The sequence below is a fragment of the Sphingopyxis sp. DBS4 genome, assembly GCF_024628865.1.
GTDB lineage: Bacteria > Pseudomonadota > Alphaproteobacteria > Sphingomonadales > Sphingomonadaceae > Sphingopyxis.
This window is the reverse complement of record NZ_CP102384.1, coordinates 3,442,945-3,466,954: the sequence shown is the minus strand read 5'-3', so window position 1 is coordinate 3,466,954 and position 24,010 is coordinate 3,442,945. Positions and strand designations below refer to the sequence as shown.

The 24,010-nt window shown below is 64.9% G+C and carries 23 protein-coding genes and 1 riboswitch; of the genes, 9 read left to right on the top strand and 14 right to left on the bottom strand.

The window, feature by feature from the left end:
* Positions 1-62 precede the first annotated feature (62 nt).
* The gene (locus tag NP825_RS16650) at positions 63-941 is read left to right on the top strand and encodes an arylamine N-acetyltransferase (protein ID WP_257545564.1); all 879 of its coding nucleotides are present in this window, start codon (positions 63-65) and stop codon (positions 939-941) included.
* Here the strand turns inward: NP825_RS16650 and NP825_RS16645 are convergent.
* The 4 genes from NP825_RS16645 to thiC all read right to left on the bottom strand — a co-directional run bounded on the left by NP825_RS16645 (position 938) and on the right by thiC (position 6,383).
* Positions 938-1,387 carry a glycine zipper 2TM domain-containing protein gene (locus NP825_RS16645; RefSeq protein ID WP_257545562.1) on the bottom strand — a complete coding sequence of 150 codons (450 nt, stop codon included), beginning with the start codon at positions 1,385-1,387 and terminating at the stop codon, positions 938-940. The genes NP825_RS16650 and NP825_RS16645 overlap by 4 nt on opposite strands.
* Positions 1,388-1,580: 193 nt before the next feature.
* Positions 1,581-2,537: a hypothetical protein gene (locus NP825_RS16640; protein WP_257545560.1), complete on the bottom strand. Its 957-nt coding sequence runs from the start codon at positions 2,535-2,537 to the stop codon at positions 1,581-1,583.
* A 149-nt stretch (positions 2,538-2,686) separates the two neighbouring features.
* Positions 2,687-4,429 carry an AIPR family protein gene (locus NP825_RS16635; RefSeq protein ID WP_257545558.1) on the bottom strand — a complete coding sequence of 581 codons (1,743 nt, stop codon included), beginning with the start codon at positions 4,427-4,429 and terminating at the stop codon, positions 2,687-2,689.
* 64 nt (positions 4,430-4,493) lie between these two features.
* Positions 4,494-6,383: a phosphomethylpyrimidine synthase ThiC gene (thiC, locus tag NP825_RS16630; RefSeq protein WP_257545556.1), complete on the bottom strand. Its 1,890-nt coding sequence runs from the start codon at positions 6,381-6,383 to the stop codon at positions 4,494-4,496.
* Positions 6,384-6,439: 56 nt separating this feature from the next.
* A riboswitch (TPP riboswitch) is annotated at positions 6,440-6,550 on the bottom strand.
* Between the two features lie 113 nt (positions 6,551-6,663).
* On the opposite strand from thiC, the gene NP825_RS16625 reads away from it, so the two are divergent.
* From NP825_RS16625 to NP825_RS16615, 3 genes are all read left to right on the top strand, one after another.
* A complete protein-coding gene (locus NP825_RS16625) occupies positions 6,664-7,584 on the top strand; it encodes a DUF4189 domain-containing protein (protein ID WP_257545554.1) in 921 nt (306 codons plus the stop codon).
* Positions 7,585-7,697: 113 nt separating this feature from the next.
* Entirely contained in the window at positions 7,698-7,997 is a 300-nt protein-coding gene (locus NP825_RS16620; protein ID WP_257545552.1) for a hypothetical protein, read from the top strand.
* Positions 7,998-8,127: 130 nt separating this feature from the next.
* Positions 8,128-9,357, top strand: coding sequence for a cytochrome P450 (locus tag NP825_RS16615; protein WP_257545548.1), 1,230 nt, complete (start codon positions 8,128-8,130; stop codon positions 9,355-9,357).
* 72 nt (positions 9,358-9,429) lie between these two features.
* Here the strand turns inward: NP825_RS16615 and NP825_RS16610 are convergent, their stop codons facing one another.
* From NP825_RS16610 to purE, 9 genes are all read right to left on the bottom strand, one after another.
* Positions 9,430-9,849, bottom strand: coding sequence for a DUF3035 domain-containing protein (locus NP825_RS16610; RefSeq protein ID WP_257545546.1), 420 nt, complete (start codon positions 9,847-9,849; stop codon positions 9,430-9,432).
* A 28-nt stretch (positions 9,850-9,877) separates the two neighbouring features.
* Positions 9,878-10,402 carry a signal peptidase II gene (lspA, locus tag NP825_RS16605; protein WP_257545544.1) on the bottom strand — a complete coding sequence of 175 codons (525 nt, stop codon included), beginning with the start codon at positions 10,400-10,402 and terminating at the stop codon, positions 9,878-9,880.
* A complete protein-coding gene (locus NP825_RS16600; RefSeq protein ID WP_257545542.1) occupies positions 10,399-13,533 on the bottom strand; it encodes an isoleucine--tRNA ligase in 3,135 nt (1,044 codons plus the stop codon). Before NP825_RS16600 ends, lspA begins: the two co-directional genes overlap by 4 nt.
* A gap of 50 nt (positions 13,534-13,583) precedes the next feature.
* Positions 13,584-14,624 (bottom strand): glycerophosphodiester phosphodiesterase family protein, encoded by a 1,041-nt coding sequence (locus NP825_RS16595; protein ID WP_257545540.1) that lies wholly within the window; start codon positions 14,622-14,624, stop codon positions 13,584-13,586.
* Between the two features lie 21 nt (positions 14,625-14,645).
* Entirely contained in the window at positions 14,646-15,575 is a 930-nt protein-coding gene (locus NP825_RS16590) for a bifunctional riboflavin kinase/FAD synthetase (protein ID WP_257545537.1), read from the bottom strand.
* A gap of 145 nt (positions 15,576-15,720) precedes the next feature.
* Positions 15,721-16,920: a dipeptidase gene (locus NP825_RS16585; RefSeq protein ID WP_257545535.1), complete on the bottom strand. Its 1,200-nt coding sequence runs from the start codon at positions 16,918-16,920 to the stop codon at positions 15,721-15,723.
* Positions 16,921-16,933: 13 nt separating this feature from the next.
* A complete protein-coding gene (locus NP825_RS16580; RefSeq protein WP_257545533.1) occupies positions 16,934-17,428 on the bottom strand; it encodes a dihydrofolate reductase in 495 nt (164 codons plus the stop codon).
* On the bottom strand, positions 17,425-18,498 hold the full coding sequence (locus tag NP825_RS16575) for a 5-(carboxyamino)imidazole ribonucleotide synthase (RefSeq protein ID WP_257545531.1): 1,074 nt from the start codon (positions 18,496-18,498) through the stop codon (positions 17,425-17,427). Before NP825_RS16575 ends, NP825_RS16580 begins: the two co-directional genes overlap by 4 nt.
* Positions 18,499-18,502: 4 nt before the next feature.
* Positions 18,503-19,000 carry a 5-(carboxyamino)imidazole ribonucleotide mutase gene (purE, locus tag NP825_RS16570; RefSeq protein ID WP_257545529.1) on the bottom strand — a complete coding sequence of 166 codons (498 nt, stop codon included), beginning with the start codon at positions 18,998-19,000 and terminating at the stop codon, positions 18,503-18,505.
* 210 nt (positions 19,001-19,210) lie between these two features.
* On the opposite strand from purE, the gene NP825_RS16565 reads away from it, so the two are divergent.
* The 5 genes from NP825_RS16565 to NP825_RS16545 all read left to right on the top strand — a co-directional run bounded on the left by NP825_RS16565 (position 19,211) and on the right by NP825_RS16545 (position 23,396).
* The gene (locus NP825_RS16565; protein ID WP_257545526.1) at positions 19,211-19,861 is read left to right on the top strand and encodes a GGDEF domain-containing protein; all 651 of its coding nucleotides are present in this window, start codon (positions 19,211-19,213) and stop codon (positions 19,859-19,861) included.
* Between the two features lie 52 nt (positions 19,862-19,913).
* Complete coding sequence (locus NP825_RS16560) at positions 19,914-20,243, top strand: hypothetical protein (RefSeq protein ID WP_257545524.1); 330 nt, start codon at positions 19,914-19,916, stop codon at positions 20,241-20,243.
* 31 nt (positions 20,244-20,274) lie between these two features.
* Positions 20,275-20,835: a hypothetical protein gene (locus NP825_RS16555; RefSeq protein ID WP_257545522.1), complete on the top strand. Its 561-nt coding sequence runs from the start codon at positions 20,275-20,277 to the stop codon at positions 20,833-20,835.
* 114 nt (positions 20,836-20,949) lie between these two features.
* A complete protein-coding gene (locus NP825_RS16550; protein WP_257545520.1) occupies positions 20,950-21,408 on the top strand; it encodes a Dps family protein in 459 nt (152 codons plus the stop codon).
* Between the two features lie 173 nt (positions 21,409-21,581).
* On the top strand, positions 21,582-23,396 hold the full coding sequence (locus tag NP825_RS16545) for an ABC transporter ATP-binding protein/permease (RefSeq protein ID WP_257545518.1): 1,815 nt from the start codon (positions 21,582-21,584) through the stop codon (positions 23,394-23,396).
* Here the strand turns inward: NP825_RS16545 and NP825_RS16540 are convergent.
* Positions 23,393-24,010: a cytochrome b gene (locus tag NP825_RS16540; protein ID WP_257545516.1), complete on the bottom strand. Its 618-nt coding sequence runs from the start codon at positions 24,008-24,010 to the stop codon at positions 23,393-23,395. The two genes, NP825_RS16545 and NP825_RS16540, sit on opposite strands and share 4 nt — an antisense overlap.

Below are 24,010 nucleotides of genomic sequence, written 5' to 3'. Positions count from 1 at the left end.
TCTCAACCGGGCTTGAGCTTTCATAAGGATGGGCCTGCGATTCGCGAAAGGATGATCGGCCCATGTTGCACCGCTTCGATGCCTCCGCTTCGGATGGTGATTTCCCCGACCGGGCGCCGGCGGGCGACGACCTCCTCGCCCGCTATCTGGCGCGGATCGGATATGCCGGCCCGGTCGCGCCGACGCTCGGCACGCTCGCCGCGTTGCAGGCGGCGCATCAGGCGGCGATCCCGTTCGAGGCGATGGATGCGCTGACCGGCGAGGGCGTCGACATCGACCCACGGGCGATCGAGGCGAAGCTGATCGATCGGCGCCGCGGCGGCTATTGCTTCGAGCAGAACGGGCTGTTCCTGCGCGTGCTGCAGGCGATCGGCTTTGCGGCCGAGGGGCTGCTCGGCCGGGTGCGCTGGATGCTGCCCGACGACGCGCCGCCGACCGGGCGCACGCATATGGTGGTGCGCGTGACGGTGGGCGGCCGGGCGTGGCTGGTCGACGTCGGCTTCGGCGCGACGGTGCCGCCGCAGCCGCTGGCGCTGGATGAGGCGATGCCGCAGCCGACGCGGCACGAAAGCTATCGCGTCCGACCGATCGATACCGGATACCGGGTCGAGGCCGAAATCGCGGGGGCGTGGAAGACGCTCTATGATATCGAGTCCGCGCCGGCCCCCGCGATCGATTATGAGATCGGCAACTGGTATACGTCGCAGCATCCGTCCTCGCATTTCCGGCACCAGCTCGTCGCCGCGCGGACGACCGCCGAGGCGCGGCATGGCCTGCGCGACAACCGGCTGACGATCCGCCGCACGGGCGGTGCCATCGAGCAGCGTTATCTGTCCGCCGACGAGATCGAGGCTGCGCTCGCCGACGTCTTCCTGTTGAACCCCGAACCCGGCTGGCGCCGCGCGATCGAGCGCGCGGCAACCGCCGAAATTCAGGCCTAACGGCAGCGGACGTCCTTGTTGCCGCTGCGGTCGATCGCGCGGCCGGCGACGGCGCCGCCGATCGCGCCGAGCACGGTACCCAGCGTCTCGCTGTCGCCTGGCGCGATGACGTTGCCGATCACGCCGCCGGCGATGCCGCCGACGATCAGCCCGGTCGTGCCGTCGCTGCGGCGGCAATAATATTGGCCGTTGCGGCCGCGATAGACGCGGTCGCTGTTCGACAGGCGACGTTCCTTGTAGCGGCGGTCGCTCCGGTAATAATTTTCGGCATAATAGCCGCCGTAGCGCGGGTCGGGGCGGTTATAGTCGTAATTGCCATAGCGGTCGTGATAGCCGCGGTCGTAATAGCCGTAGCCGCCGTCGTCATAGCCATAGCTGCCGGTCGAGGCGCAGGCCCCGGTCAGGGCGGTCGCGGCGGCGAGGGGCAGGATTATCCATCTGTTCATCGACATCACTCCGTTGGGGATGCCGGACCGGAGCGGCATGGCGTCCCTTGGCCCCTCCATGAAGGATAGACCCGCGAGAGCGGGCGGAGTTCCGTCGAGGGGGGGGCAGGCGTGCCTCGGCGGGAGTGTCGCATGGTGTCGGGGTGGCGGCGACTGCTGCACGCGGCGCCCGGCCGCCGGAAGGTCACAAAGGTCACGCCACACCCCCCTCCTGTGTCCCGCCTTCGGGGCCCTCTCGCGGCCCGGCCCCGTCATCTCCCTTCGCGTCATCGTCGACGCCGGCGTCCGGCGCGGTGCCGGCGGCGGCGCGGCGGGTTTCTTCCAGGCCGATCTGGCGATGGAATTCGGCGTCGGTCAGCCCATCGGTCGCGATGCCGAGTGTCTTGAGCCGCTGCATCACCGCGATGGCGGCGATCAGCCGCGCGTCGGTTTCCTCCTGCGTCGCATAGCGGGGCGCGGACGCCGCGGCGTCGGCCAGCGCCGCCTCTTCGTCGGTCAGCCATTGGACGCCGTCATCCTCGCGCTCGCGATCGACGGTGACGCCGCTATCGCGATCCCACGCATCCTCGGCGACATGGTCGGTCCAGCGGCCGAGCGCGATCGCGCGGGCATCGGGGCGGCGGCGCGGTTCGCGGCGGTCGCGCCACGCGCCATAGGTATCGGGGTCGCGATAGCGCAGCAGGAACATCGTCAGCCGCTCGTCATAATAACGCCGCTCGCCGACCTGCTCGCCCTGGAACCACACCGGGCGCGTGACGCCGTGCAGCGCGCGCGAGAAAGCGGCGTCGGACAGGCGGCGGATCGCATAGTCGAGCGCGGCATCCCACGCGGCGCGAAAGCTGTAGGCGTCGACGCGGCGGCGCAGGCGATAGGCGGTCGACGGCGACAGGCCGACGCGCTCGCACGCCTCGGTCACGCAGCCGCATTCGCCGAGCGCATCGATGAAGTCGACCTGCTTTTCGGGCGTCCAGCCGTCGTGGCGTTCGCGCGGGGACGCGGGGACGAATTCATGCGCGGCGGCGAGCGTGCGTGTGTCGTCGGGCGGCGCCCGGCGCGCCTTGGTGATGCGAACGGGACTGCGCGTTTTGTTCGCGTTTTGCGCGCGGGCGCGAAGGGCAGCGAGGTCGGGGGTGATCTTGTCGTGTTTCATCCAGCAGGATGAACCAGACGGGGGTTTTTTAGGAAAGGGGTTTTTGGGGTGGGGTGTGCGAAATAGGATTGAGGGCGCCCGGGCGCGCCCGGGCAATTAGGGGCTGTGGCACCTGCCGCCGTAACTCTCACCGTAATTCCAAAGTGCGATTATTTCAGTGTGCCTGTCGTTGGTATATAACGATCTCGGACAGCTAAGAAAAAAGTCTCAGACCGGATAGTATCACGAAGTTTTTCTCGGGCAGCTGCTGCACCTAAACTCTTAAGATGCGTTTCTAGGGTTTTCTCGGTGCTCGAAACTACTTTACTAAGGCGAACTTCATCGGCACTTAACTTAATCAAATCTTCAGAAAATTTAATTTTCTCTTTATTCGATAGGCCAATGAAAGCACGCCGGCCCAGGACTTGCCTGACCGCCGCATCTATAATGTAAAAACGATAAATTTTAGTTGCAGCATTAATTTTTTGATTTCTCCACATAAACTCCAAGCGATAATGCAAGAATGCAATCGCATAGCTAGGCCGAACATCTTGCCGTTCTTCAAATATGTCGTCTACGTTGTCCCCAATTTCGGCTTTGTAGTTACGCGCTGCGCGATGCGGAGCGCCTAATAAACCTGCCGTTATGGCCTTAAGGAATGGCTGCATCTGAACAATTCGCGCGCGCTCTACGGCCTCAGAGCGATACTGATTCTCTCGTCTTTCAAGAAAAATCTTTTTAGATGCAGGCGCACCTCTTGAAAACTCTTCAAGATTTTTCATAAATGGCAGCAATGACCAAAACTGCTCATCTCGAACTGGATTCTGTTTATTAGTACCAGAAATAATCGAAAATATGAAATCTTCGTCTTTTGTCCCAATTAACCTAAATGGTACAAATACGTCTTCCACATTGTCTCGGTTATGGTAAATAACATTGCTGGTTTGGCAGCCATTAACTATTTGGAAATCCTCTATAGTAAAATTGTTCCCGATTCTGTTTATAGATCGAGCAACTACCGTTATGCCGTTATTCCTATAAACAAAGTTATCGTGTTCACCTTTTTCAAGGCTAGAGGTTATTTCCTTGTTTATTTTGGAATTTGGATTGTAGTCTCTAATATTGTCAAAAAATACTGATTTATTGATATCCGTTATATTGCCATTTTCATTATATATTGAAACAACCTTAAGCAGTTCGGATGCGGGGATATAGCCAATGTAGCCTTCCCCCACACTCTCGTGCCGAGGGAGGACAACGCTTTCTTTGAAGTCCAGCGTGACTTCAGTAGAAGTAGATGCAGCGCGATACAGGCGCTGCAATTGGCTTGCTCCATAAATATTTAATTCAAGGCTATCTTCATCAAAAATGCTTAGCTCCGTTAATTCATTCTTTGTGTTTTCGACAAGGCGTTCAATTCTTTGCTGCTTTTCATAACTTCCGGTTGATGCGAAATAGCAGTAAATTCCAGGATTTCGTCTCTTGACACCATTAGTGTAAAGGTAATTTTTAGCTTCGATTAAGTCATCTAGCTGCGGGGATTCTCCAATCAAATGTCCCGAGAAAAATCCTTTAACACTATCAAAGAATTTAGACATCTCACCGTAATCAAAGCTTGCAGAGGTCTTTGACTGAAAAAAGTAGAAGTCTATCTGGGGATTCTTTGTGTCTGCTATTGCCGTAGAAGCCTCATCAGCATCCGTGACAAGATTTCCTTGCACAATTATAGCAACGCCATCCAAGCCAAATTCGGTACCTGTTAAATGAGCATCGAAAGGGTCAATATTTTCACCAGACCCTCCATTTATAATTGAATAGATCGTATAGAGTTCAAACTGATCGCTTTCGGACTTTTCCTCTAAATCATAGGCCTCAGCGAACTCCTTCATCTGTGCTTGATTGACAGGATTCATCTAAATATTTCCTTGGAATGGTCAGCTTGGTTGCCAGGCAACTTCGCGGAATTTTCGCGTAGGGTCAATCATGCTCGCGCCCACCAGCCCCCATATACAGCTCGCGCCCGGTTTCCTCATAAACCTCGCTCATCTGCGCCATGCCCTTTTCGGCTTCTTCGGCGGCGATGAAGGCGGCGCTGTCCTGATTTTGCAGCTTCGCGAAGTCGCGGACTTCCTGGCTGATCTTCATCGAGCAGAATTTGGGGCCGCACATGCTGCAGAAATGCGCCGACTTGGCGCCTTCGGCCGGGAGCGTCTGGTCGTGGTATTGCTCGGCGGTGTCGGGGTCGAGCGACAGGTTGAACTGGTCGCGCCAGCGGAATTCGAAGCGGGCTTTCGATAGCGCGTCGTCGCGGACTTTCGCCGCGGGGTGGCCTTTGGCGAGGTCGGCGGCGTGGGCGGCGAGCTTGTAGGTGACGACGCCGACCTTCACATCGTCGCGGTCGGGGAGGCCGAGATGCTCCTTGGGCGTGACGTAGCAGAGCATCGCGGTGCCGTACCAGCCGATCATCGCGGCGCCGATGCCGCTGGTGATATGGTCGTAACCCGGCGCGATGTCGGTCGTGAGCGGCCCCAAGGTGTAGAAGGGCGCCTCGCCACAGGCTTCGAGCTGCTTGTCCATATTCTCCTTGATCTTGTGCATCGGGACGTGGCCCGGGCCCTCGATCATCACCTGCACATCCTGGTCCCACGCGCGCTTGGTGAGCTCGCCGAGCGTGTAGAGCTCGGCGAACTGGGCCTCGTCGTTCGCGTCGGCGATGCTGCCGGGGCGGAGGCCGTCGCCGAGGCTGTAGGCGATGTCATAGGCCTTCATGATCTCGGTGATCTCGTCGAAGCGCTCGTAGAGGAAGCTTTCCTTGTGATGCGCGAGGCACCATTTCGCCATGATGCTGCCGCCGCGGCTGACGATGCCGGTGACGCGCTTCGCGGCGAGCGGGACGTAGGGCAGGCGGACGCCCGCGTGGATGGTGAAATAGTCGACGCCTTGCTCGGCCTGCTCGATCAGCGTGTCGCGGAAGATCTCCCACGAGAGCTCCTCGGCGATGCCGCCGACTTTTTCGAGCGCCTGATAGATGGGGACGGTGCCGATCGGCACGGGGCTGTTGCGGATGATCCATTCGCGCGTGTCGTGGATGTTGCGGCCGGTCGACAGGTCCATGACGGTGTCGGCGCCCCAGCGGATCGACCAGACCATCTTGTCGACCTCGCTCGCCACGTCGGACGCGACCGCGCTGTTGCCGATATTGGCGTTGATCTTGACGAGGAAATTGCGGCCGATCGCCATCGGCTCGCTTTCGGGGTGGTTGATGTTGTTCGGAATGATCGCGCGGCCGCGCGCGACCTCTTCGCGGACAAACTCAGGAGTGACGTAGTCGGGGATGCTCGCGCCCCAGTCCTGCCCGTCGCGGACATATTCGGCGAGGCGTTCGCGGCCGAGATTTTCGCGGGTCGCGACATATTCCATCTCGGGGGTGATGATGCCGCGGCGGGCGTAGTGCATCTGGCTGACGTTGGCGCCGGGCTTGGCGCGCAGCACCGTCTTGCGGACGTTGGGGAAGGCGGGGACGCCGCCCGAGCGGTCGGGGCCGAGCTGGCCGTTATCCTCGGGGCGGACCTCGCGCTGGGTGACCTCCTCGACGTCGCCGCGGGCGCGGATCCATGCGGCGCGGAGTTCGGGGAGGCCCTCGGCGATGTCGATGCTGGCATTGGGGTCGGTGTAGGGGCCGCTGGTGTCGTAGACGCGGACGCTGGGCTCGCCCGAGTGCGGGTCGAGGTCGATCTCGCGCATCGCGACGCGAATGCCGCTGCCGGTGGGGCTCGCGACATGGACCTTGCGGCTGCCGCGAATCGGCCCGGTGGTGACGCCGATCGCGCCGAGTTTCGCTTCAATGCGGGAATCGATGTCGGCCATGTGCAGTCGCTCCAGTTATCGGAGCGAAGATGGGGATTCCGGCCCTTTGAAACGTGGCGTGGAACACCGACCCTCCCTCCGCCGGTATTACCCGGATCAGGTTCAACGGGTCGCGGGCTGTTCCGCTCTCAACCTGTTTCTGCACACAGGCTCCCCGGGGATGGGCGGGTTATAGGCGGCGGCGCGCACGCTGTCCATGCGCCGCTTGTGACCGCGAACACTTTCGCTAAGGGAGAATGCGATTAGGACCGTCTTATCAACTGGATAAAAGGGTCGGGATATGACGGGATTCGATATGCGGCGTGTGATGCAGATGCTGGCGGTGCTGCTGGCGTGGACCTTGTGGCCGGCCGCGGCGCACGCGCAATATCCGTGCAACGGCCCCGGCCCCGGCGAGCGGATGGTCGGAATGACGCAGGGCGGCAACGGCGTCGCGTCGATCCCGCTGTGCGTGCGCGACGATTCGGCCGCGGCGCCCGCCCCCGCGCCGGCGCCGAGCAACAGCTATGCCGCGATGGCCTGGCACCCCGACGCCGCCGACGTGTGGGTCGACGGCAATTACGTCGGATCGAATAATGTCGGCGAGAGCGAGGTGCTGGCGGCGTGCAACGCGGTGATGGGCGGCGGCTGCACCGCGGCGGGAACGTGGTGGAATTCGTCGATGACGGTGATTCGCGACAGGCAGGGCTATTTCTACAAGGGCTGGGCCGGCGAGGGCGGGGCCGAGCGCAAGCAGGTGCTCGCCGAATGCTCGGCCAAGCAATTGCTGCCGTGCGAGGTTTTCGCGACGATCCGGTCGAGCACCAACCACCGCTTTCCCGGCGCCGGGGTCCGCAAATTTTTCGCGGCGTCGGCGTGGGTCGTCGGTAACGCGGCCGACGGTTATGACGGCAAGCTCTATGTCGCGAGCGGCTACCGCAATGCCGACGAGGCGATCGCGGCGGCGATCAAGGCGTGCGCCGACGCGACGAAGCACAAATGCGATTCGAATGCGCTGACCGGCAACGGCTTCATCCAAGCCTATCGCATGAACGGCGGCGACGACAGCGCGACGGTCGAAACCTCGGCCAAGCGCGCGAAGGCGGCGGCGGAAGCGAACTGCAAGAAGCAGAAGAGCAAGGGCTGCGAATTGCAGGCGCTGTTCGACAGCCGCACGCCGGGGCTGTTCGTGCATGATTTCAATGCCGCCGGCGGGGGCTGACCTCGCGCGCATGGCAGGCCCGCATTGCAGGATTGTAATGTGGCGGACGCGCTGCCGCCATGCGGGGCGTGCGATCTTCTTCATCCTCTCCATGGGATGAAAGGAAATCTGTCATGCAGAAGATCACCCTAGCCGCGTTCGGCGCCGTCGCGCTGTTCGCACTGTCGGGAAGCGCTGCGAGCGCGCAGGATGCGACGCCCTATTGCTCGAAGACGGTGACCGACAATTGTATGCAGCGCGAAGGCCACGCCGTCGCGGCGAAGCATCACGCGGCGCCGAAGCATCATGCCACCGCGAAGCACCACGCCGCGAAACACCGCCTGGCGAAGCATCGCGTCGCGGCGAAGCATCGTCCGGCGCCGCATCACAAGATGGCGGCAAAGGCTGCGCCGGCGCCCGCGCGCAAGATGTGACGACCGTCCGCGCGTCCCCGCCGACGCGGGGCGTGCGGGCTTTGCACTCCGCTTTTCCGCACGCGCCGCCTTGCGGTGCGACCCTGTGCGGCTACACTCCCGCAAAACGAGGCGGTAGCGGGAGAGCGATATGGCGTCGGTGGTGGACGAAGCGCGAGCGGTGAGCCCGGTCGATGTCAGCGACATCGCGCTCTATGTTGAGGACCGGTGGCGCGAGCCGTTCGCGCGGCTGCGCGCCGAAATGCCGGTGAGCTGGTGCGCCGACAGCCCTTATGGCGGCTATTGGTCGGTGGCGACGCACGCGCTGGTGCAGGCGGTCGAGCTCGACCCCGCGACCTTCTCCTCTTCGTGGGAGAATGGCAATATCGTCATCGCCGATCCGCCGCCGCAGTCGAACCTGCCCAATTTCATCGCCGCCGACCCGCCGGTCCACACCGCGCAGCGCCGGGTGATTTCCCCCGCCTTCAACCCGAGCCAGATGAGCGAGCGCGAAAAGACGGTGAAGCAGCGGACGCGCGAGTTGTTCGACGCGCTGCCGGTCGGCGAGACGTTCGACTGGGTCGAGAGCGTGTCGGTGCCGCTGACGATCGGGATGCTGTGCATCCTGTTCGATTTTCCGTGGGAGGAGCGTCACGACCTCAAGCGTTGGTCGGATTATGGCGGCAATGTCTCGCCCGAGACCGCGACCGAGGAATATCGCGCCGAATGGATGGCGCAGATGCAGGCGATGCTCGCGCGCTTCGACGCCGAATTCGCCGCGCGAAAGGCGCTGCCGCCGAGTGACGACCTGCTGTCGCGGATGGTGCATAGCGAGGCGATGGGGAACCTCAATCCGATGGAGCGGCTCGCGAACATCGCGCTGCTGATCGTCGGCGGCAACGACACGACGCGCAATTCGATGAGCGGGCTGGTCGAGGCGCTGCACCGATTTCCGGGCGAGCTCGACCGGCTGCGCGCCGATGCGTCGCTGATCCCCAACGCGGCGCAGGAGATCATCCGCTGGCAGTCGCCGGTCATCCATATGCGGCGCACCTGCACGCGCGACGTCGAGCTGGGCGGGCAGCAGCTCCGCAAGGGCGAGAAGGTGATCCTCTGGTATATTTCGGCGAACCGCGACGAGAGCGTGTTCGCCGACGCCGATGCCTTCGATGTCGGGCGCGAGAATGCGCGGCGGCACGTCGCCTTCGGGCACGGTATCCACCGCTGCGTCGGGGCGCGGCTGGCCGAGATCCAGCTCTGTACGCTGATCGAGGAAATCGTCGCGCGCGGCATCCGCATCGCGCCGCAGGGGCCGGCCGAGCGGCTGGCCAGCCCGTTCCTGCATGGCTTTACGCATATGCCGGTGCGGATCGCGGGGTAGGGTCGCGCCCAATGAGCCCCTCTTCAGGGGAGGGGTGGTTCCTTCAACGGTCCGGAAACTGCGCTTCGGCGCTCAGGCGCCGGGGATCGAGGCGCTGGCGTCGCGGCCGTCGCCTTCGGGGGCGAAGACGATGTCGCGGGTGACGAGGCCCTTGTCGACGACCTGGGTGTCGGGGCTGCCGACGCTGCTGCGGATGCCGGGGTCGGCGCGATCGCCGTCGGCCTTGCCGATGACCTGCGTTTCGGCCGCGCTGCGCGGCGCGTCGCCGCCGAAGAGCGCCTTCAGCGTCTGTTCGGCGGTGGTCTCGTTGCCCGGGCGCGCGGCGCCGGGGGCGGGCGGGGTCAGCGCGAAATCGGGCGGCACGACGAGCGGCGCCTGACGCGAAACCGCCATTTCGTCGGGGCGGTCGCGGCTGAACAGGCTGTTCGACCCGCAGGCCGACAGCGTCGTCGCGAGAATCGAGGCGGCGAGAATGGCGGTGGTCCGGTTCACTTGACTAAATACTCCCAATTCGCCCCGTTCATTCAGCGGACGGCGTGGCGCCCGCGGCTGGGGCCTTTTCGCCCAAGAGCAGCGCGCGCGCAACCAGCAAAACGACGCCGATCGTGATGCAGGCATCGGCGACGTTGAAGATCATGAAGGGGCGGAAGTCGCCGATGTGGAGGTCGGCATAGTCAACGACATAGCCAAGCCGCACGCGGTCGACGATATTGCCGAGCGCGCCGCCGAGGATCAGCGCGAGCGCGATCACGTCGCCCTTCGCTTTCTCGCGCGTCATCCAGAAAGCGACGCCGAGCGCGACCGCCGCGGTCACCGCGACGAGAATCCAGCGCGTCGTCGGCGACTGGTCGGAGAACATCGACAGCGAAATGCCGTAATTCTGCGCCCAGGTGAGGTTGAAGAAGGAAGTGAACTCGATCGACCGGCCGGGCTGGGTTTCCAGCGACAGCGGCACGGTGACGACCCACTTCGCGAGCTGATCGAGGATGAAGGCGACCGCCGCGACGAGCAGGCCGAAGCCGAGATGGGGGGAGCGCTGGCTCATCCTTCGCCCAATACCGTTTCGCAGCGATTGCACAAGGCGCCGTCGTCGGCGACCTCGGGCAGGTGACGCCAGCAGCGGCCGCATTTGTGGTTTTCGGTGCGCTTCACGTCCCAGTCGCCTTGATGAACGGTCGAGGTGATGAAGATTTCCTCATAATCGACGTCGCCCGCTTCGTGGGGGAACCAGACCTCGGCTTCGAGGCTGGAGCGGATGATCTTTTCGCGGCGCAGCGGCTCGATACGTTCGGTGACGAGCGCGCGGGTTTCGCGGATTTGCGCCCACTTCTCCATCAGTTGCGTGTTCCCGCGAAGGCGGGAACCCAGTGCGGAGTCAGCCGATGCCAGCTCTGGGTCCCCGCCTTCGCGGGGACACACGAGTTGATCGAAGTGGGGCCATTCGAGCAGATGCACGCTGCCTGCGTCGGGATAGCGCGTGCCCCACACCTCTTCGCTCGTGAACACCAGCACCGGCGCGGCATAGCGCACCAGCGCATGGAACAGCACGTCGAGCACGCTGCGGTACGCGCGGCGGGTGTCGGTGCCGAGCGGGGCGGCGGGGCCGAGGTCGCAGTAGAGGACGTCCTTGCGGATGTCGAAATAGAAGGCCGACAGATCCTCGTTGCAGAAATCGGCGAGCAGGCGGGTGTATGTGTTGTAGTCGAAGTCATCGACCGCCTGCGCCATCTTCGCGTCGAGGTCGGCGAGCAGCGAGAGCATATAGCGCTCAAGTTCGGGCATCGCCGAAACGTCGGTGATGCGTTCTTCCTCGGTGAAGCCCTCCAAAGCGCCGAGCAGATAGCGGAAGCTGTTGCGCAGCTTGCGATACTGGTCGGCGACGCCGGTCAGGATTTCCTTGCCGATGCGGTGATCCTCGGTGAAGTCCACGCTCAGCGCCCACAGGCGGAGGATGTCGGCGCCATAGTCGCGCATCAGGTCGATCGGGCTGATCGTGTTGCCGAGCGACTTCGACATTTTGAAGCCCTTGGCGTCCATCGTGAAGCCGTGGGTCAGCACCGCCTTGTAGGGCGCCTGTCCGCGGGTGCCGCAGCTTTCGAGCAGCGACGACTGGAACCAGCCGCGATGCTGGTCGCTGCCTTCGAGATAGAGGTCGGCGCTGTGGGTCGAACCGTCGTGACGGACGAGCGCGGGCCAGCGGCCGCTTTCGAGGACGAAGGCGTGGGTGCAGCCCGAATCGAACCAGACGTCGAGGATGTCGGTGATGCGTTCGTAATCGGCGGCGTCATAGGCGTCGCCGAGATAGTCCTGTGCGCGTTCGTCGCTCCACGCATCGACGCCCGATTCGCGGATTGCCGCGACGATGCGGTCGTTGACGAGTGGATCGTTGAGATACTGCCCGGTCTTGCGATCGACGAATAGCGTGATCGGCACGCCCCATGCGCGCTGGCGGCTGAGCACCCAGTCGGGGCGGCCCTCGACCATGTTGCCGATGCGGTTGCGGCCCTTGGCGGGGACGAAGCGCGTGTCGGCGATCGCCTGCATCGCCGCCTGCCGCAGCGTTGGGGCGGCGCAAAGGCTCTCCTCGGCGGGGTTGATCGCGCCGCCTTCGCTTTCCCAGCGCTTTTCGCCGCGCGTCTTGGGCTCGATATGCGTCATCACCTTGTCCATCGGCACGAACCATTGCGGCGTGCAGCGGAAGATGACCTTGGCTTTCGAACGCCAGCTGTGCGGGTAGCTGTGCTTGTAATCGGCGCTCGCCGCGAGCAGCGCGCCCGCATCGCGAAGGTCGGTGCAGATCGGGCCGTCGGGGGCGTTGAACTTGGGGTTGATCACGCTGCCCTGACCGCCGAGCCACGCCCAGTCGGCGCGATACTTGCCGTCGCCCTCGACCGCGAACACGGGATCGAGGCCGTGCGCCTTGCAGAGATCGAAATCATCCTCGCCATGGTCGGGCGCCATATGGACGAGCCCGGTGCCGCTGTCGGTGGTGACGAAATCGCCCGCAAGGAAGTGGCGCGGGCGGGCATAGAATTCCAGCGCGCGCTCCCAATCCTTGTCATTCCCGCGAAAGCGGGAACCCAGGGTGGGGTCAGCCGATGCACGCTCTGGGTCCCCGCTTTCGCGGGGATGACGAAGATAGTTGTAGATCGGGTGGCGGGCGATGGTTCCGGCGAGGTCGGAGCCCTTGCCCTTCCAGTCGTCGAGATCAACCAAGCCAGCGCCGGGCCAATACTGGCGAAGACGCGCATTGAACTCGGCGAACAATACGTCGTTGTCCGCGATCAGAACCTTCTTTCCATCGATGGCATCGAAGGTCGGGCGCTCTGCTGCGTTCACCGTGTCAAAGCCGGTGAGCGTCACAGCGATGGTATAGAGTTTGTACTCAACCTCCGGCCCATAAGCCAAAGCCTGATTGACCGGGATCGTCCACGGCGTCGTCGTCCAGATCACCGCATGCGCGCCGACCAGTTCCGCAATCGGGCTCTCGACGATCTCGAACGCCACGTCGATCTGGGTCGAGACGATATCCTCATATTCGACCTCGGCTTCGGCGAGCGCGGTCTTTTCGACCGGCGACCACATCACCGGCTTGGCGCCGCGATAGAGCATGTCGTTCGCGGCGAATTTGAGCAGTTCGCGCACGATGGTGGCTTCGGCCTCATAATCCATCGTGAGGTACGGATGGTCCCAGTCGCCGCCGATGCCGAGGCGCTTCAGCTGCTCGCGCTGGGTATCGACCCAATGCTGCGCATAGGCGCGGCATTCGGCGCGGAATTCCTCGACCGGAACCTCGTCCTTGTTGAGCTTTTTCTTGCGATATTGCTCCTCGACCTTCCATTCGATGGGGAGGCCGTGGCAGTCCCAGCCGGGAACATAAGGCGCGTCGCGGCCCTTCAGCGTCTGGGTGCGGACGACCATGTCCTTGAGGATATGGTTGAGCGCGTGGCCGATGTGCATGTCGCCATTGGCGTAGGGCGGGCCGTCGTGGAGGATGAACTGGTCGCGGCCCTTGCGGGCTTCGCGAATCTGCCCCTCGAGATTGCCCTCGAGCCATTTGGCGAGAATCAGCGGCTCCTTCTGCGGCAGGCCGGCCTTCATCGGGAAGTCGGTCTTGGGCAGGAAGACGGTGTCGCGATAATCGCGCGCTTCTGGACTGGATGCAGTGTCGCTCATGGTCGCGGCGCTTAGCGCAGATTCGCGTGCGCGCAAACCTTCGGCTGGCGCTATTTCTGCCGCGGCCTGAGCGCCGGGCCGAGGTTGTAGATATCGTCGATCCACACATAGCCGGTGAAGCTCGCCGGGATGCGGGTCAGTTGCTGGACCTCGGTCAGCCCCATGCCGTCCGTGTCGCTGCCGCGCGGGCCCACGAACAGCACGCGCGTGCCGTGCTTCGCGGCGCGATCCTGCAGGCGGTCGGGCCAGCCCCAATAGGCCCATTGATAGTCGAGCGGGACGATGATCGTGCCGCCGACGCAGCTCGGCGGATACCAGCCCGACCAGCCGAACTTGATATAATCCTTCGTGCAGCGCTTGGCGCTTTCGGGGTCCATCGTCCACGCCTTGGGCGCCCTGGCGCGGATGACCTGCATCAGCCGCGCCTTGCCGAAAAAGCCGAAACGCGGCTGGTTCGGATCAATCCCGGCGCGCGCGAAGCTGGCGAGGACGAGCTCGGCCTCGCTGGGATTGCGCGACTTGAAATTGATGAGCAGCGAGGCGTGGCCGAGGTCGTGCAGCACCTCGTCGAGGCTGGGCATCAGGCCGACGCCCTTGCCGCGTAAGGGGAAGGTCTTGCCGCCGTCGGCGGTGTAGCCATAGCCGACATCGAGCGCCTTCAGCTCGGCCATGGTACGGTCGCGGATCGGGCCCTTGCCGTCGGTGCGGCAATCGAGCGTCCAGTCGTGGAAGACCGCGACCTGCCCGTCCTTCGTCGCCGCGACGTCGAATTTCACCATGCCCGCGTCGCGACCGATCGCCGCTTTCATCGAGGGCAGGGTGTTTTCGATATAATTATGTTCGGGCGTGAAGATGCGCGTCGCGGTGCAGGTCTCGTCGGTGACCCCGCTATGATCGAAAAGCTGCGCCACGCCGCGATGGGCGATGAGGACGCGCTTGCCGGCCGGATCGGGAGCGAGCCAGCTGGCGTTCGACAGGGTGAGCCAGGCGACGAGCGCGGCGAAGGCCCAAAGGAAGATTTTGGTGCCGCGCTTCATCGGCTTCCTGGTCGGGCCTTCGAGTGCCGCGGCCCAGTCGTCGTTGTCGGTCATGCCATCCCCCCCGGATGATGGTTACAGCTCGGCGAGCAGGGTTTTTGCCGCGTCGCAATCGGCCGCGATCTGCGCCATCAATGCGTCCATGCTGTCGAACTTCGCCTCGGGCCGGATGAAGGCGTGGAAAGCGACGTCGATTTCCTGGCCGTAGAGGTCTTCGGCGAAGTCGAAGAAATGCGGTTCGAGCAATTCTTTCGGCGGGTCGAAGCTGGGGCGGATGCCGAGATTCGCCGCGCCCTTGAGCATGCGGCCATCGGGAAGGCGGCCGGTGACCGCATAGATGCCGTAGCGCGGGCGCAGATATTGACCCATGTCGAGGTTCGCGGTCGGGAAGCCGAGCAGGCGGCCGTTCTTGTCGCCGTGCTGGACGATATTGCGCACCGTGAAGGGGCGGGTGAGGAGGCGCGTCGCGGTCGCGCAATCGCCCGCGCGCAGCGCGTCGCGAATGCGGCTCGACGAAACGACTTCCTGCGCGTCGTCGACCGGCGCGACCATTTCGGTGAAGAAGCCGAGGCGGCGGGCGTGGTCGGCGAGAGTGACGACATTGCCGCCGCGCCCCTTGCCGAACACGAAATCGGCGCCGGTGACGACCCCCGCGGCGCCGTAGCGACCCAGCAGCAGTTCGGTGATGAAATCCTCGGCGGTGGTCGCGGCGAGCGTCGCGTCGAAGGGCAGGACGAGCATCGCGTCGGCGCCCGCGGCGGCGAACAATTCCTGTCGCTGGGCGAGCGTCGTCAGGCGGAAGGGTGGGACGTCGGGCTTGAAGAAGCGCACCGGATGCGGGTCGAAGGTCGCGACGATGCACGGCCGCGCATCGTCGGTCGCATGATGGACGGCGCGCCCGACGACCGCCTGATGGCCGAGGTGAAAGCCGTCGAAATTGCCGAGCGCGATCACGCCGTCGCGCAGGGTTTCGGGGATGCGGTCGTGGCCGTCGAGGCGGATCATGGCGCTGGCGACCCTGCAAACTCCGATTCCCCGAGCGAAGCCGAGGGGCTCCTTCGAGCGAAGCGAAAAACTGCACGGTCGCTGCCTCGACTGCGCTCGGCATGGCCCCTCGGCTTCGCTCGGGGAATCGGGACGATAGCAGGGGTCACTCGGCGGCGTTCCGGTCGAGCGGCGGCGTTAGCGGGACCAGCCCTGCGCGCAGCACGCGGATCGCGTTGCCGCCCATCGCGGCGCGAATTTCGTCGTCGGTGAAGCCCGCCTCGATCAGCGCTTCGGTGACCTGCACGATCTGCGAGGTGTCGAAGCGGACGGTGGTGGCGCCGTCATAGTCGCTGCCGAGCGCGACATGCTCGATGCCGACGAGGTCGCGGACATGCTTCATCGCCTTGGCGACGCTGGCGGGCGAGGTGTCGCAGACCGCGGCGTCCCAATAGCCGATGCCGACCACCCCGCCGGTCGCGGCGACCCCGCGGATTTCGTCGTCGGTGAGGTTGCGGTTGACCTTGCACGTCGCCTGCACCCCGCCGTGGCTCGATACGACCGGGCGGCGCGCGACCTTGAGGATGTCGGCGACGCAGGCGTGGCTGCAATGGGCGACATCGACGATCATCCCCATCGCCTCCATCCGCCGCACGACCTCGCGGCCGAGCGGAGTGAGACCGCCCTTTTTCAGCCCGTGCATCGATCCGGCGAACTCATTGTCGAAGAAATGGGTGATCCCCGCCATGCGGACGCCCGCGGCGTAGAGCTTGTCCAGATTGTCGATATGGCCTTCGAGATTGTGCAATCCCTCGACGCTCATCATCGCGCCGACCGGCGGCGGCACTTTCGTTCGCCGCGCAGCGAGCAGCGCGTCGAGCTGGTCCTGCGTCGCGACCGCGACGAGCCTGCCCGCCGAGGCGGCGGCGGCGCGGTGGAGCTTCTCGGCGTGCCAGAGCGAGCGTTCGAGCAGCGAGTTCCACGTCCGCACCGGCTGGAGTTGGGCGATCGCGAGCGCGGTGACGATGTCGGTGTCGCCGCTGTTCGCGTCGTAATTCTGGCCCTTGGGCGCCTTGGTCGTGCTCGACAATATCTGCAGCGCGACATTGCCCTCTTCGAGGCGCGGCAGGTCCATATGGCCGCGGTCGGCGCGGTTCAGGAAATTGCGGCTCCACAGCAGGCTGTCGCTGTGGAGATCGACGATCGTCAGCGTCTTGTGCAGCGCTTTGGCATGCTCGCTGACGTGCAGCAGCGGTTTGCCGTCGATCTTGTTCGTGCCGCGCTCGATCATGCCCGGTGCGAAGAGGAAGAAAGCGGCCGCCGCGACGAGCAGCAGCGCGAATATGCCGATCAGCCAGCGACGCATGTTTTTCTCCCCCCTATTTCGTCCGGCGCGTGAAGGTGACGAAGCTGTAGGCCGGGCGGCCGTCGCTTGCGGCATGATCCTCGCGCGCGATTTCTTGCCAGTCGGCCGCATCGGGATAGGCGATCGTCGCATCGCCCGCGGGCTCCAGCGCGACTTCGGTCAGTTCGATCCGCGTCGCCATGGCCAGGAACAGGCGATAGATTTCGGCGCCGCCGATCACCATCACCTGCGGTGCGTTGGCGAGCTTCAGCGCCTCCTCGATGCTGTGCGCAGTCTCCGCGCCCTCGTCCTGCCAATCGGGATCGCGGGTGAGGACGATGTGGCGGCGGCCTTCGAGAATCGCGGGCAGGCTGTCGAAGGTCTTGCGCCCCATGATCATCGGCCGGCCCATGGTGAGCTGCTTGAAACGGCGGAGGTCGGCGGGGAGGTGCCACGGCATCCTGCCGTCGGCGCCGATCACGCCGTTGGCGGCGCGCGCAAGGATCAGCGTGATCTCGGGGCGGCTCATGCCGGGGTGGCTCCGCACCATGTGGCATGGCCGAGCTTGCGGCCTTCGCGCACTTCGGTCTTGCTATAATGGTGGACGCGGCAATTTTCGTCGGCGAGCAGCGCGGGGATTTGCGCGATTCCGTCGCCGATCAGATTGCGCATCACGATCGGCAGCGCGCGGGTCGCGGTGCTGCCGAGCGGCAGGCCGGCGATCGCGCGGACATGGTTTTCGAACTGGCTAGTCACCGCGCCCTCGATCGTCCAGTGGCCGCTGTTGTGGACGCGCGGCGCCATTTCGTTGAACACGGGTCCCGCCTCGGTGGCGAAGAATTCGCCGGTGAGGACGCCGACATAGTCGAGCGCGTCGGCGACCTTCGCCATCATCGCGCGCGCCGCGTCCTGCTGATCCAGGACGATCGGCGGAGGCGGCAGGCTGGCGGTGCTGAGAATGCCGTCTTCGTGGACGTTGACCGGCGAATCCCAGAAGCGGATTTCGCCGTCGATGCCGCGGACGAGGATCACCGAAAATTCATGCGCGAAGGCGACGAAGCCTTCGAGGATCGCGGCGTGCCGACCGATCGTCTCCCACGCCGCATCGGCGTCGGCGGCGCCGGCAAGGCGTGCCTGCCCCTTGCCGTCATAGCCCATGCGCACGGTCTTGAGGATCGCGGGCGCGCCGATCTCCGCCAGCGCCGCATCGAGCGCGGCGCGGTCGGGGACGGCGGCGAAGGGCGCGGTGCGGCCGCCGAGATCGGTGACGAAGCTTTTTTCGGCGAGGCGATCCTGCGCGACCTCGAGCGCCTGCGCGCCGGGATGCACCGCGACATGGCCCGACAGGAAGCGGACGGTGTCGACAGGGACATTCTCGAACTCGAAGGTGACGATGTCGCAGGCGGCGGCGAAGGCGGCGAGGCGCGGCTCGTCGTCCCACGCGGCCTGGCTGTGGTGCGCGGTGACTTCGGCGGCGACGCTTTCGGCGTCGGGGGCAAAGATGTGGACCTTGTAGCCCAATTGCGCCGCCGCGACAGCGAGCATCCGGCCGAGCTGGCCGCCGCCGAGGATGCCGATGGTGGAGCCCGGTGGCAGCAAGGACTCAGCCCTCGCGAACGGGGGTGGGGGCGACGCTTTCACTCTGCGCGGCGCGCCATGCGTCGAGTTTTTGCGCCAGATCGGAGCTTTCGGTGGCGAGCAGTGCGGCGGCGAACAGGCCGGCGTTGGTCGCCCCCGCCTTGCCGATCGCGAAGGTCGCCACCGGAATGCCGCCGGGCATCTGGACGATCGAATAGAGGCTGTCGACGCCGCTCAAGGCCGCCGACTGGACGGGGACGCCGAGCACGGGAACGCGCGTCATCGAAGCGACCATGCCGGGCAGGTGCGCGGCGCCCCCGGCGCCCGCGATGATCGCCTTGAGGCCGCGGCCGGCCGCGCTTTTCGCATAGTCGACGAGGCGGTCGGGAGTACGATGCGCCGAGACGATCCGTACCTCGTGCGCGATGCCGAACTCCTCGAGGATATGGACCGCATGCGCCATGGTCGGCCAGTCCGACTGGCTGCCCATGATCACGCCCACCTCTGGGGCTGCATCGCCCATCCGTCACCCTCCTGTCCCGGCCGCGCCGCCGATGAATCGCCGCCGCCTTCCCCCTAGCGGCTGTCCCGCAGCGGGGCAACGCCCGCGGGGCACACCGCATTTCGGGCCGCGCGTTTACCGATTGGTATCCAGTCGCAGCTAACAGATGCAGATGGATAGAGCTGTCGGCAATCCGGCCGGCGGAGAAATGGGCCGCACCGGGGACTGGGAATGGATATCGCAGGGGGGGCACGGATAGCGGTCGATCGGACCGGCTTCATATCCGTCGACTCCATCGAGGACCAGTTGCGCGAACTGCGCCGGGAACGCGACGGGCTGCGCCGCGAAAACCGGATATTGAAGATCGCCGTCGCCGAGCTCGAGCGCGTATCCGAGCGCGATACGCTCACCCCGTTGTTCAACCGCCGCTATTTCCTGACCGCGATCCACCAGCGGCTTGCGCGCTTCGAGCGTCATGCCGAAACCGCCGCGGTCGTCTTTGTAGACGTCAATCAGCTCAAGTATATCAACGACAGTTTCGGTCATGCCGCGGGCGATTTCGCGCTGATGGAAATCGCCAAGCGCCTCGACGAATCGATTCGCGCGACCGACGTCGCGGCGCGGATCGGCGGCGACGAGTTCGGGCTGATCCTCGATCAGTCGAGCGAAGAGGGCGCGCGCGTCCAGGTCAACCGGCTGCGCCATGTGCTGAGCGCGACCCCGGCGCTCTATGACGGACACGACATCGCGCTCTCGGCCTGTTTCGGGGTCGCGATGCTGCGCGCCGGGGCGACCGAGTCCGAGATATTGGCGGCCGCCGACCGCGACATGTATCTTTGCAAGCAGGCGCAGGCTGCCGATTCGCCCACGCGGCACCGCTAACCGCGTCTTAACCATATGCGCGCATCGTTCCCACAAGGGACAGGGGGCGAATATGGCGATCCAGACCGATCCATTTCAGGACATCCAGAACCGCATCAGCGGGCAGATCGGGGCGCTTGCCGAAGCGCTGCCGCATTGCGCGCTGGCGCAGATCGTGCAGGGCATCGACGACATTCGTTGCCTGGCGCGCGACCACGGCTTCGGCGCGGTCGAGACGCTGGCGAGCCGGCTCGAATCGGCGGTTGCGGGCGGCGGCTATCGCGCCGCGATCCTGACCTATCTCGACGCGATGAGCGACGCAGTCGCGGCGCCGCGCGGACCGCTGCCCAGCGGCGCGCAGGAAGCGTGGCTGGCCTCGGTCGCGATGCGACTGGGGCATTGACGCGGCGGCGCCGAGGCCGCAGGCCGCTCCCATGGACGCAATCATGCTCGCCCTTGTCGCGGTGGCCCTCGCCAATGCCGACGGGCGCACGGGGCTTTTCCTCGCTCAACTGCTGAGCGTGCGGCCGGATCGCCGCGCCACGGTGATCGTGGTGTTCGGCGCTTTCCTGCTTCATGCGCTGGTCGCGGCGTTCGCGGGATCGGTTGCAAACCGGATGATCGGGCAGGGCGTCGCCCAGCTACTCGTCGCGGCGGCGATGCTGTCGGCTGCGGTCGCGCTGCTATGGCGCGCGGCTCCGCTGGCCGATGCGGGGGCCGAACAGGCGTCGCCGGTGATGCTGGCAGGGCGGATGCTGGCGCTTCAATTCGGCGACCGCAGCCATTTCCTGATCGGCGCGCTTGCGGCGACGAGCGGCGCGGGGCTGTGGGCCGCGGCGGGGGGCATGACCGGCTGGGTGCTGGCGATGCTGCCCTTCCTCGCCTTTGGCCCGGCGATCGCCGAGCGGCGCGGCGCGCGCCTCGTCCGCTGGGGAAGCGCGGCGGTTCTGGCGCTGTGGGGCGTGCGGACCGCGATGGGCGCCTTCGGTCTGTAGGGGGCGATCGATATTTCGGGTTTCATCGTTTTTATCGATGATAGCGACCAAATGCTTCCATGGGCCTTTTCGGCGTGTTGATCCTATCTAGGGTCACAACAGAAAGGATTCCCCATGTCCGACAAGAAGAACCAGCCCGCCGTCGCCGATGCGCTGAACGCGCTGCTCGCCGACAGTTTCGCGCTCTATCTCAAGACGAAGAATTATCACTGGCATGTGCAGGGGCCGCGCTTTCGCGAGCTGCACCTGCTGTTCGACGAGCAGGCAGCGCAGATTCTCGCGACGACCGACCTGATCGCCGAACGCGTGCGCAAGAATGGCGCGCCGACGCTGCGCTCGATCGGCGACGTGTCGCGGCGCCAGTCGATCAAGGACGACGATGCGGCCTCGGTCGAGCCCGACGCGATGATCAAGGCGCTCGCGGCCGACAACCGGACCTTGCTCGGCCAGCTCCAGGACACCAAGGCCGCTGCCGAATCGGACGGCGACATCGCGACGAGCGGGCTGGTCGACGGCTGGGCCGACGAGGCGCAGCAGCGGATCTGGTTCCTCGAGGCGACCTTGGGGTATTGAGTCCGCCTTGGGGTGGAGAACTGCCCCTTCCTAACTTTCGTCATTCCCGCTTTTCGCGGGAATGTCGAAGATAAGAGATGCTGAGCGCGATTTTCAGACGACGAGGAGCGCAGGCGCGCCTTCTTCCGCGAAAAGCTTGGCCTCCGCCCGCGCGCACCCTACATGGGCCCCGCATGCCGCCCGATACCGCACTCTCCACCGACAAGCGCAGCGAACCGCCGATCCTGGCGACGCTCAAGCGTTTCCTGCCCTATCTGTGGCCCGCGGGACAGACGGGGCACAAGGCGCGGATCGTCCTTGCCGCGCTGATCGTGCTCGCGTCGAAGGGCGTGCAGATCTCGATGGGCTTTCTCTATGGCGCCGCGATCGACCGGATGGCGCCGGGGATGGAAGCGGGCGTCGCGCTCGCGATCGGGCTGGTCGTCGCCTATGCCGGTGCGCGCTTTGCCGGGGTGCTGTTCGACAATTTGCGCAACGTGGTGTTCGAGCGGGTCGGGCAGGATGCGACACGCGAACTCGCGATCGCGACCTTCGCGCACCTCCATGCGCTGAGCCTGCGTTTCCACCTCGCGCGGCGGACCGGCGAGGTCACCAAGGTGATCGAGCGCGGAACCAAAAGCATCGACACGATGCTCTATTTCCTGCTGTTCAACATCGCACCGACGCTGATCGAACTCGTCGCGGTGCTCGCGATCTTCTGGACCAAATTCAGTTTCGCCCTGGCAGGCGCGACCGCGCTGATGGTCGTCGTCTATATCGGTTTCACGCGGCGGGTGACCGACTGGCGCACCGCGCTGCGCACCCGCATGAACGACCTCGACACGCTGACCGTCGGGCGCAGCGTCGACAGTCTGCTCAATTACGAGACGGTCAAATATTTCGGCGCCGAGGAGCGCGAGACGGCGCGTTACCGCGACGTCGCCGACCAATATGCGCGCGCCGCGGTGACGAGCGAGAATAGTCTCGCCTGGCTCAACATCGGGCAGAGCCTGATCACCAACAGCGCGATGGCGGGGGCGATGGCCTATACGGTGTGGGGCTGGTCGAAGGGGCAGTTCGCGGTCGGCGACGTGGTGCTGGTGAACACGTTGCTTGCGCAGCTTTTCCGCCCGCTCGACCTGCTCGGCATGGTCTATCGCACGATCCGCCAGGGGCTGATCGACATGGAGGCGATGTTCCGCCTGATCGACACGCCGCCCGAGATCCGGGATGCGCCCGATGCCCGGCCGCTGGTCGTGACCGGCGGCGCGGTGGCGTTCGAGAATGTCGTCTTCGGTTACGAACCCGACCGGACGATATTGAACGGCGTCAGCTTCGCGGCCGGCGCGGGCGAGACGCTGGCGATCGTCGGGCCGTCGGGCGCGGGCAAGTCGACGATCGCGCGGTTGCTCTATCGCTTCTACGACCCGCAGGGCGGGCGCGTGACGATCGACGGGCAGGACATCAAGGCGGTGACCCAGAAGAGCCTGCGCGCCGAGATCGGCATCGTCCCGCAGGACACGGTGCTGTTCAATGATTCGATCGGCTACAACATCGCCTATGGCCGCGCCGAGGCGAGCGCCGACGAAATCGCGGCGGCGGCGGAGGGCGCGGCGATCGACGGCTTCATCGCGATGCTGCCGCAGGGATACGAGACCGAGGTCGGCGAACGCGGACTGAAGCTGTCGGGTGGCGAGAAGCAGCGGGTGGCGATCGCGCGCACTTTGCTCAAGGATCCGCCGATCCTGATCCTCGACGAAGCGACGAGCGCGCTCGACAGCCGGACCGAAGCGGCGATCCAGGATACGCTCGACGGCATCGCGCGCCGCCGCACGACGCTGGTCATCGCGCACCGCCTGTCGACGGTGACGGGTGCCGACCGGATCATCGTGCTCGATCGCGGACGCGTGGCCGAGACGGGGACGCACGACCAACTCCTGGCGATGCGCGGGCTCTATGCCGACATGTGGGCGCGGCAGCAGGCGGAGAAGGAAGAGGGGACGGTCTAGGGCGCGGCTATTTCGGCCGGTTCTTCGCCGGGATCGGCGGGGAGAGCCTGTCCGGCTTCTTCCTCTGCATCCGGGAGCGCCGCGGATGTCCGCGCGAAGAGCATCGTCTCCAACACCCCGTCGCGGCGGATGAAGCCGTGAACGAGCGCGATGGTCAGATGGCCGAGGATCAGAGCGAAGAAGGCGAAGGCGACGAGCGTGTGTGCGCGGCGAAGCAGACCATAAGCAAACAGATTCTGCGGAACGATCGGCGGCAGGACAAGGTTCGCCGAAAGGCGCACCGGATAGCCGCCCGCCGAGAGCATCGCCCAGCCGATCAGCGGCATCCCGATCATCGCGAGATATAGGAGGATATGCGCGCCGCGCGCGGTTCGTCGCTGCAGGCGCGGCAGATCGGTGGGGAGCGGCGGCGCGCCGGTGTGGAGCCGAATCGCGAGGCGGATGAGAGCGAGAAACAGGATTGCGATCCCGATCGGACGATGAAGCGCGACGAGCGACGAGTAGGCAGGTCCGGCGGTCGATACCATCGCAACGCCGATGAACAGCGTTGCGAGGATCAGCAGCGCCATTGTCCAGTGAAGAGCGCGGATCGCGGCATGGAAGCGGTCGGGCAT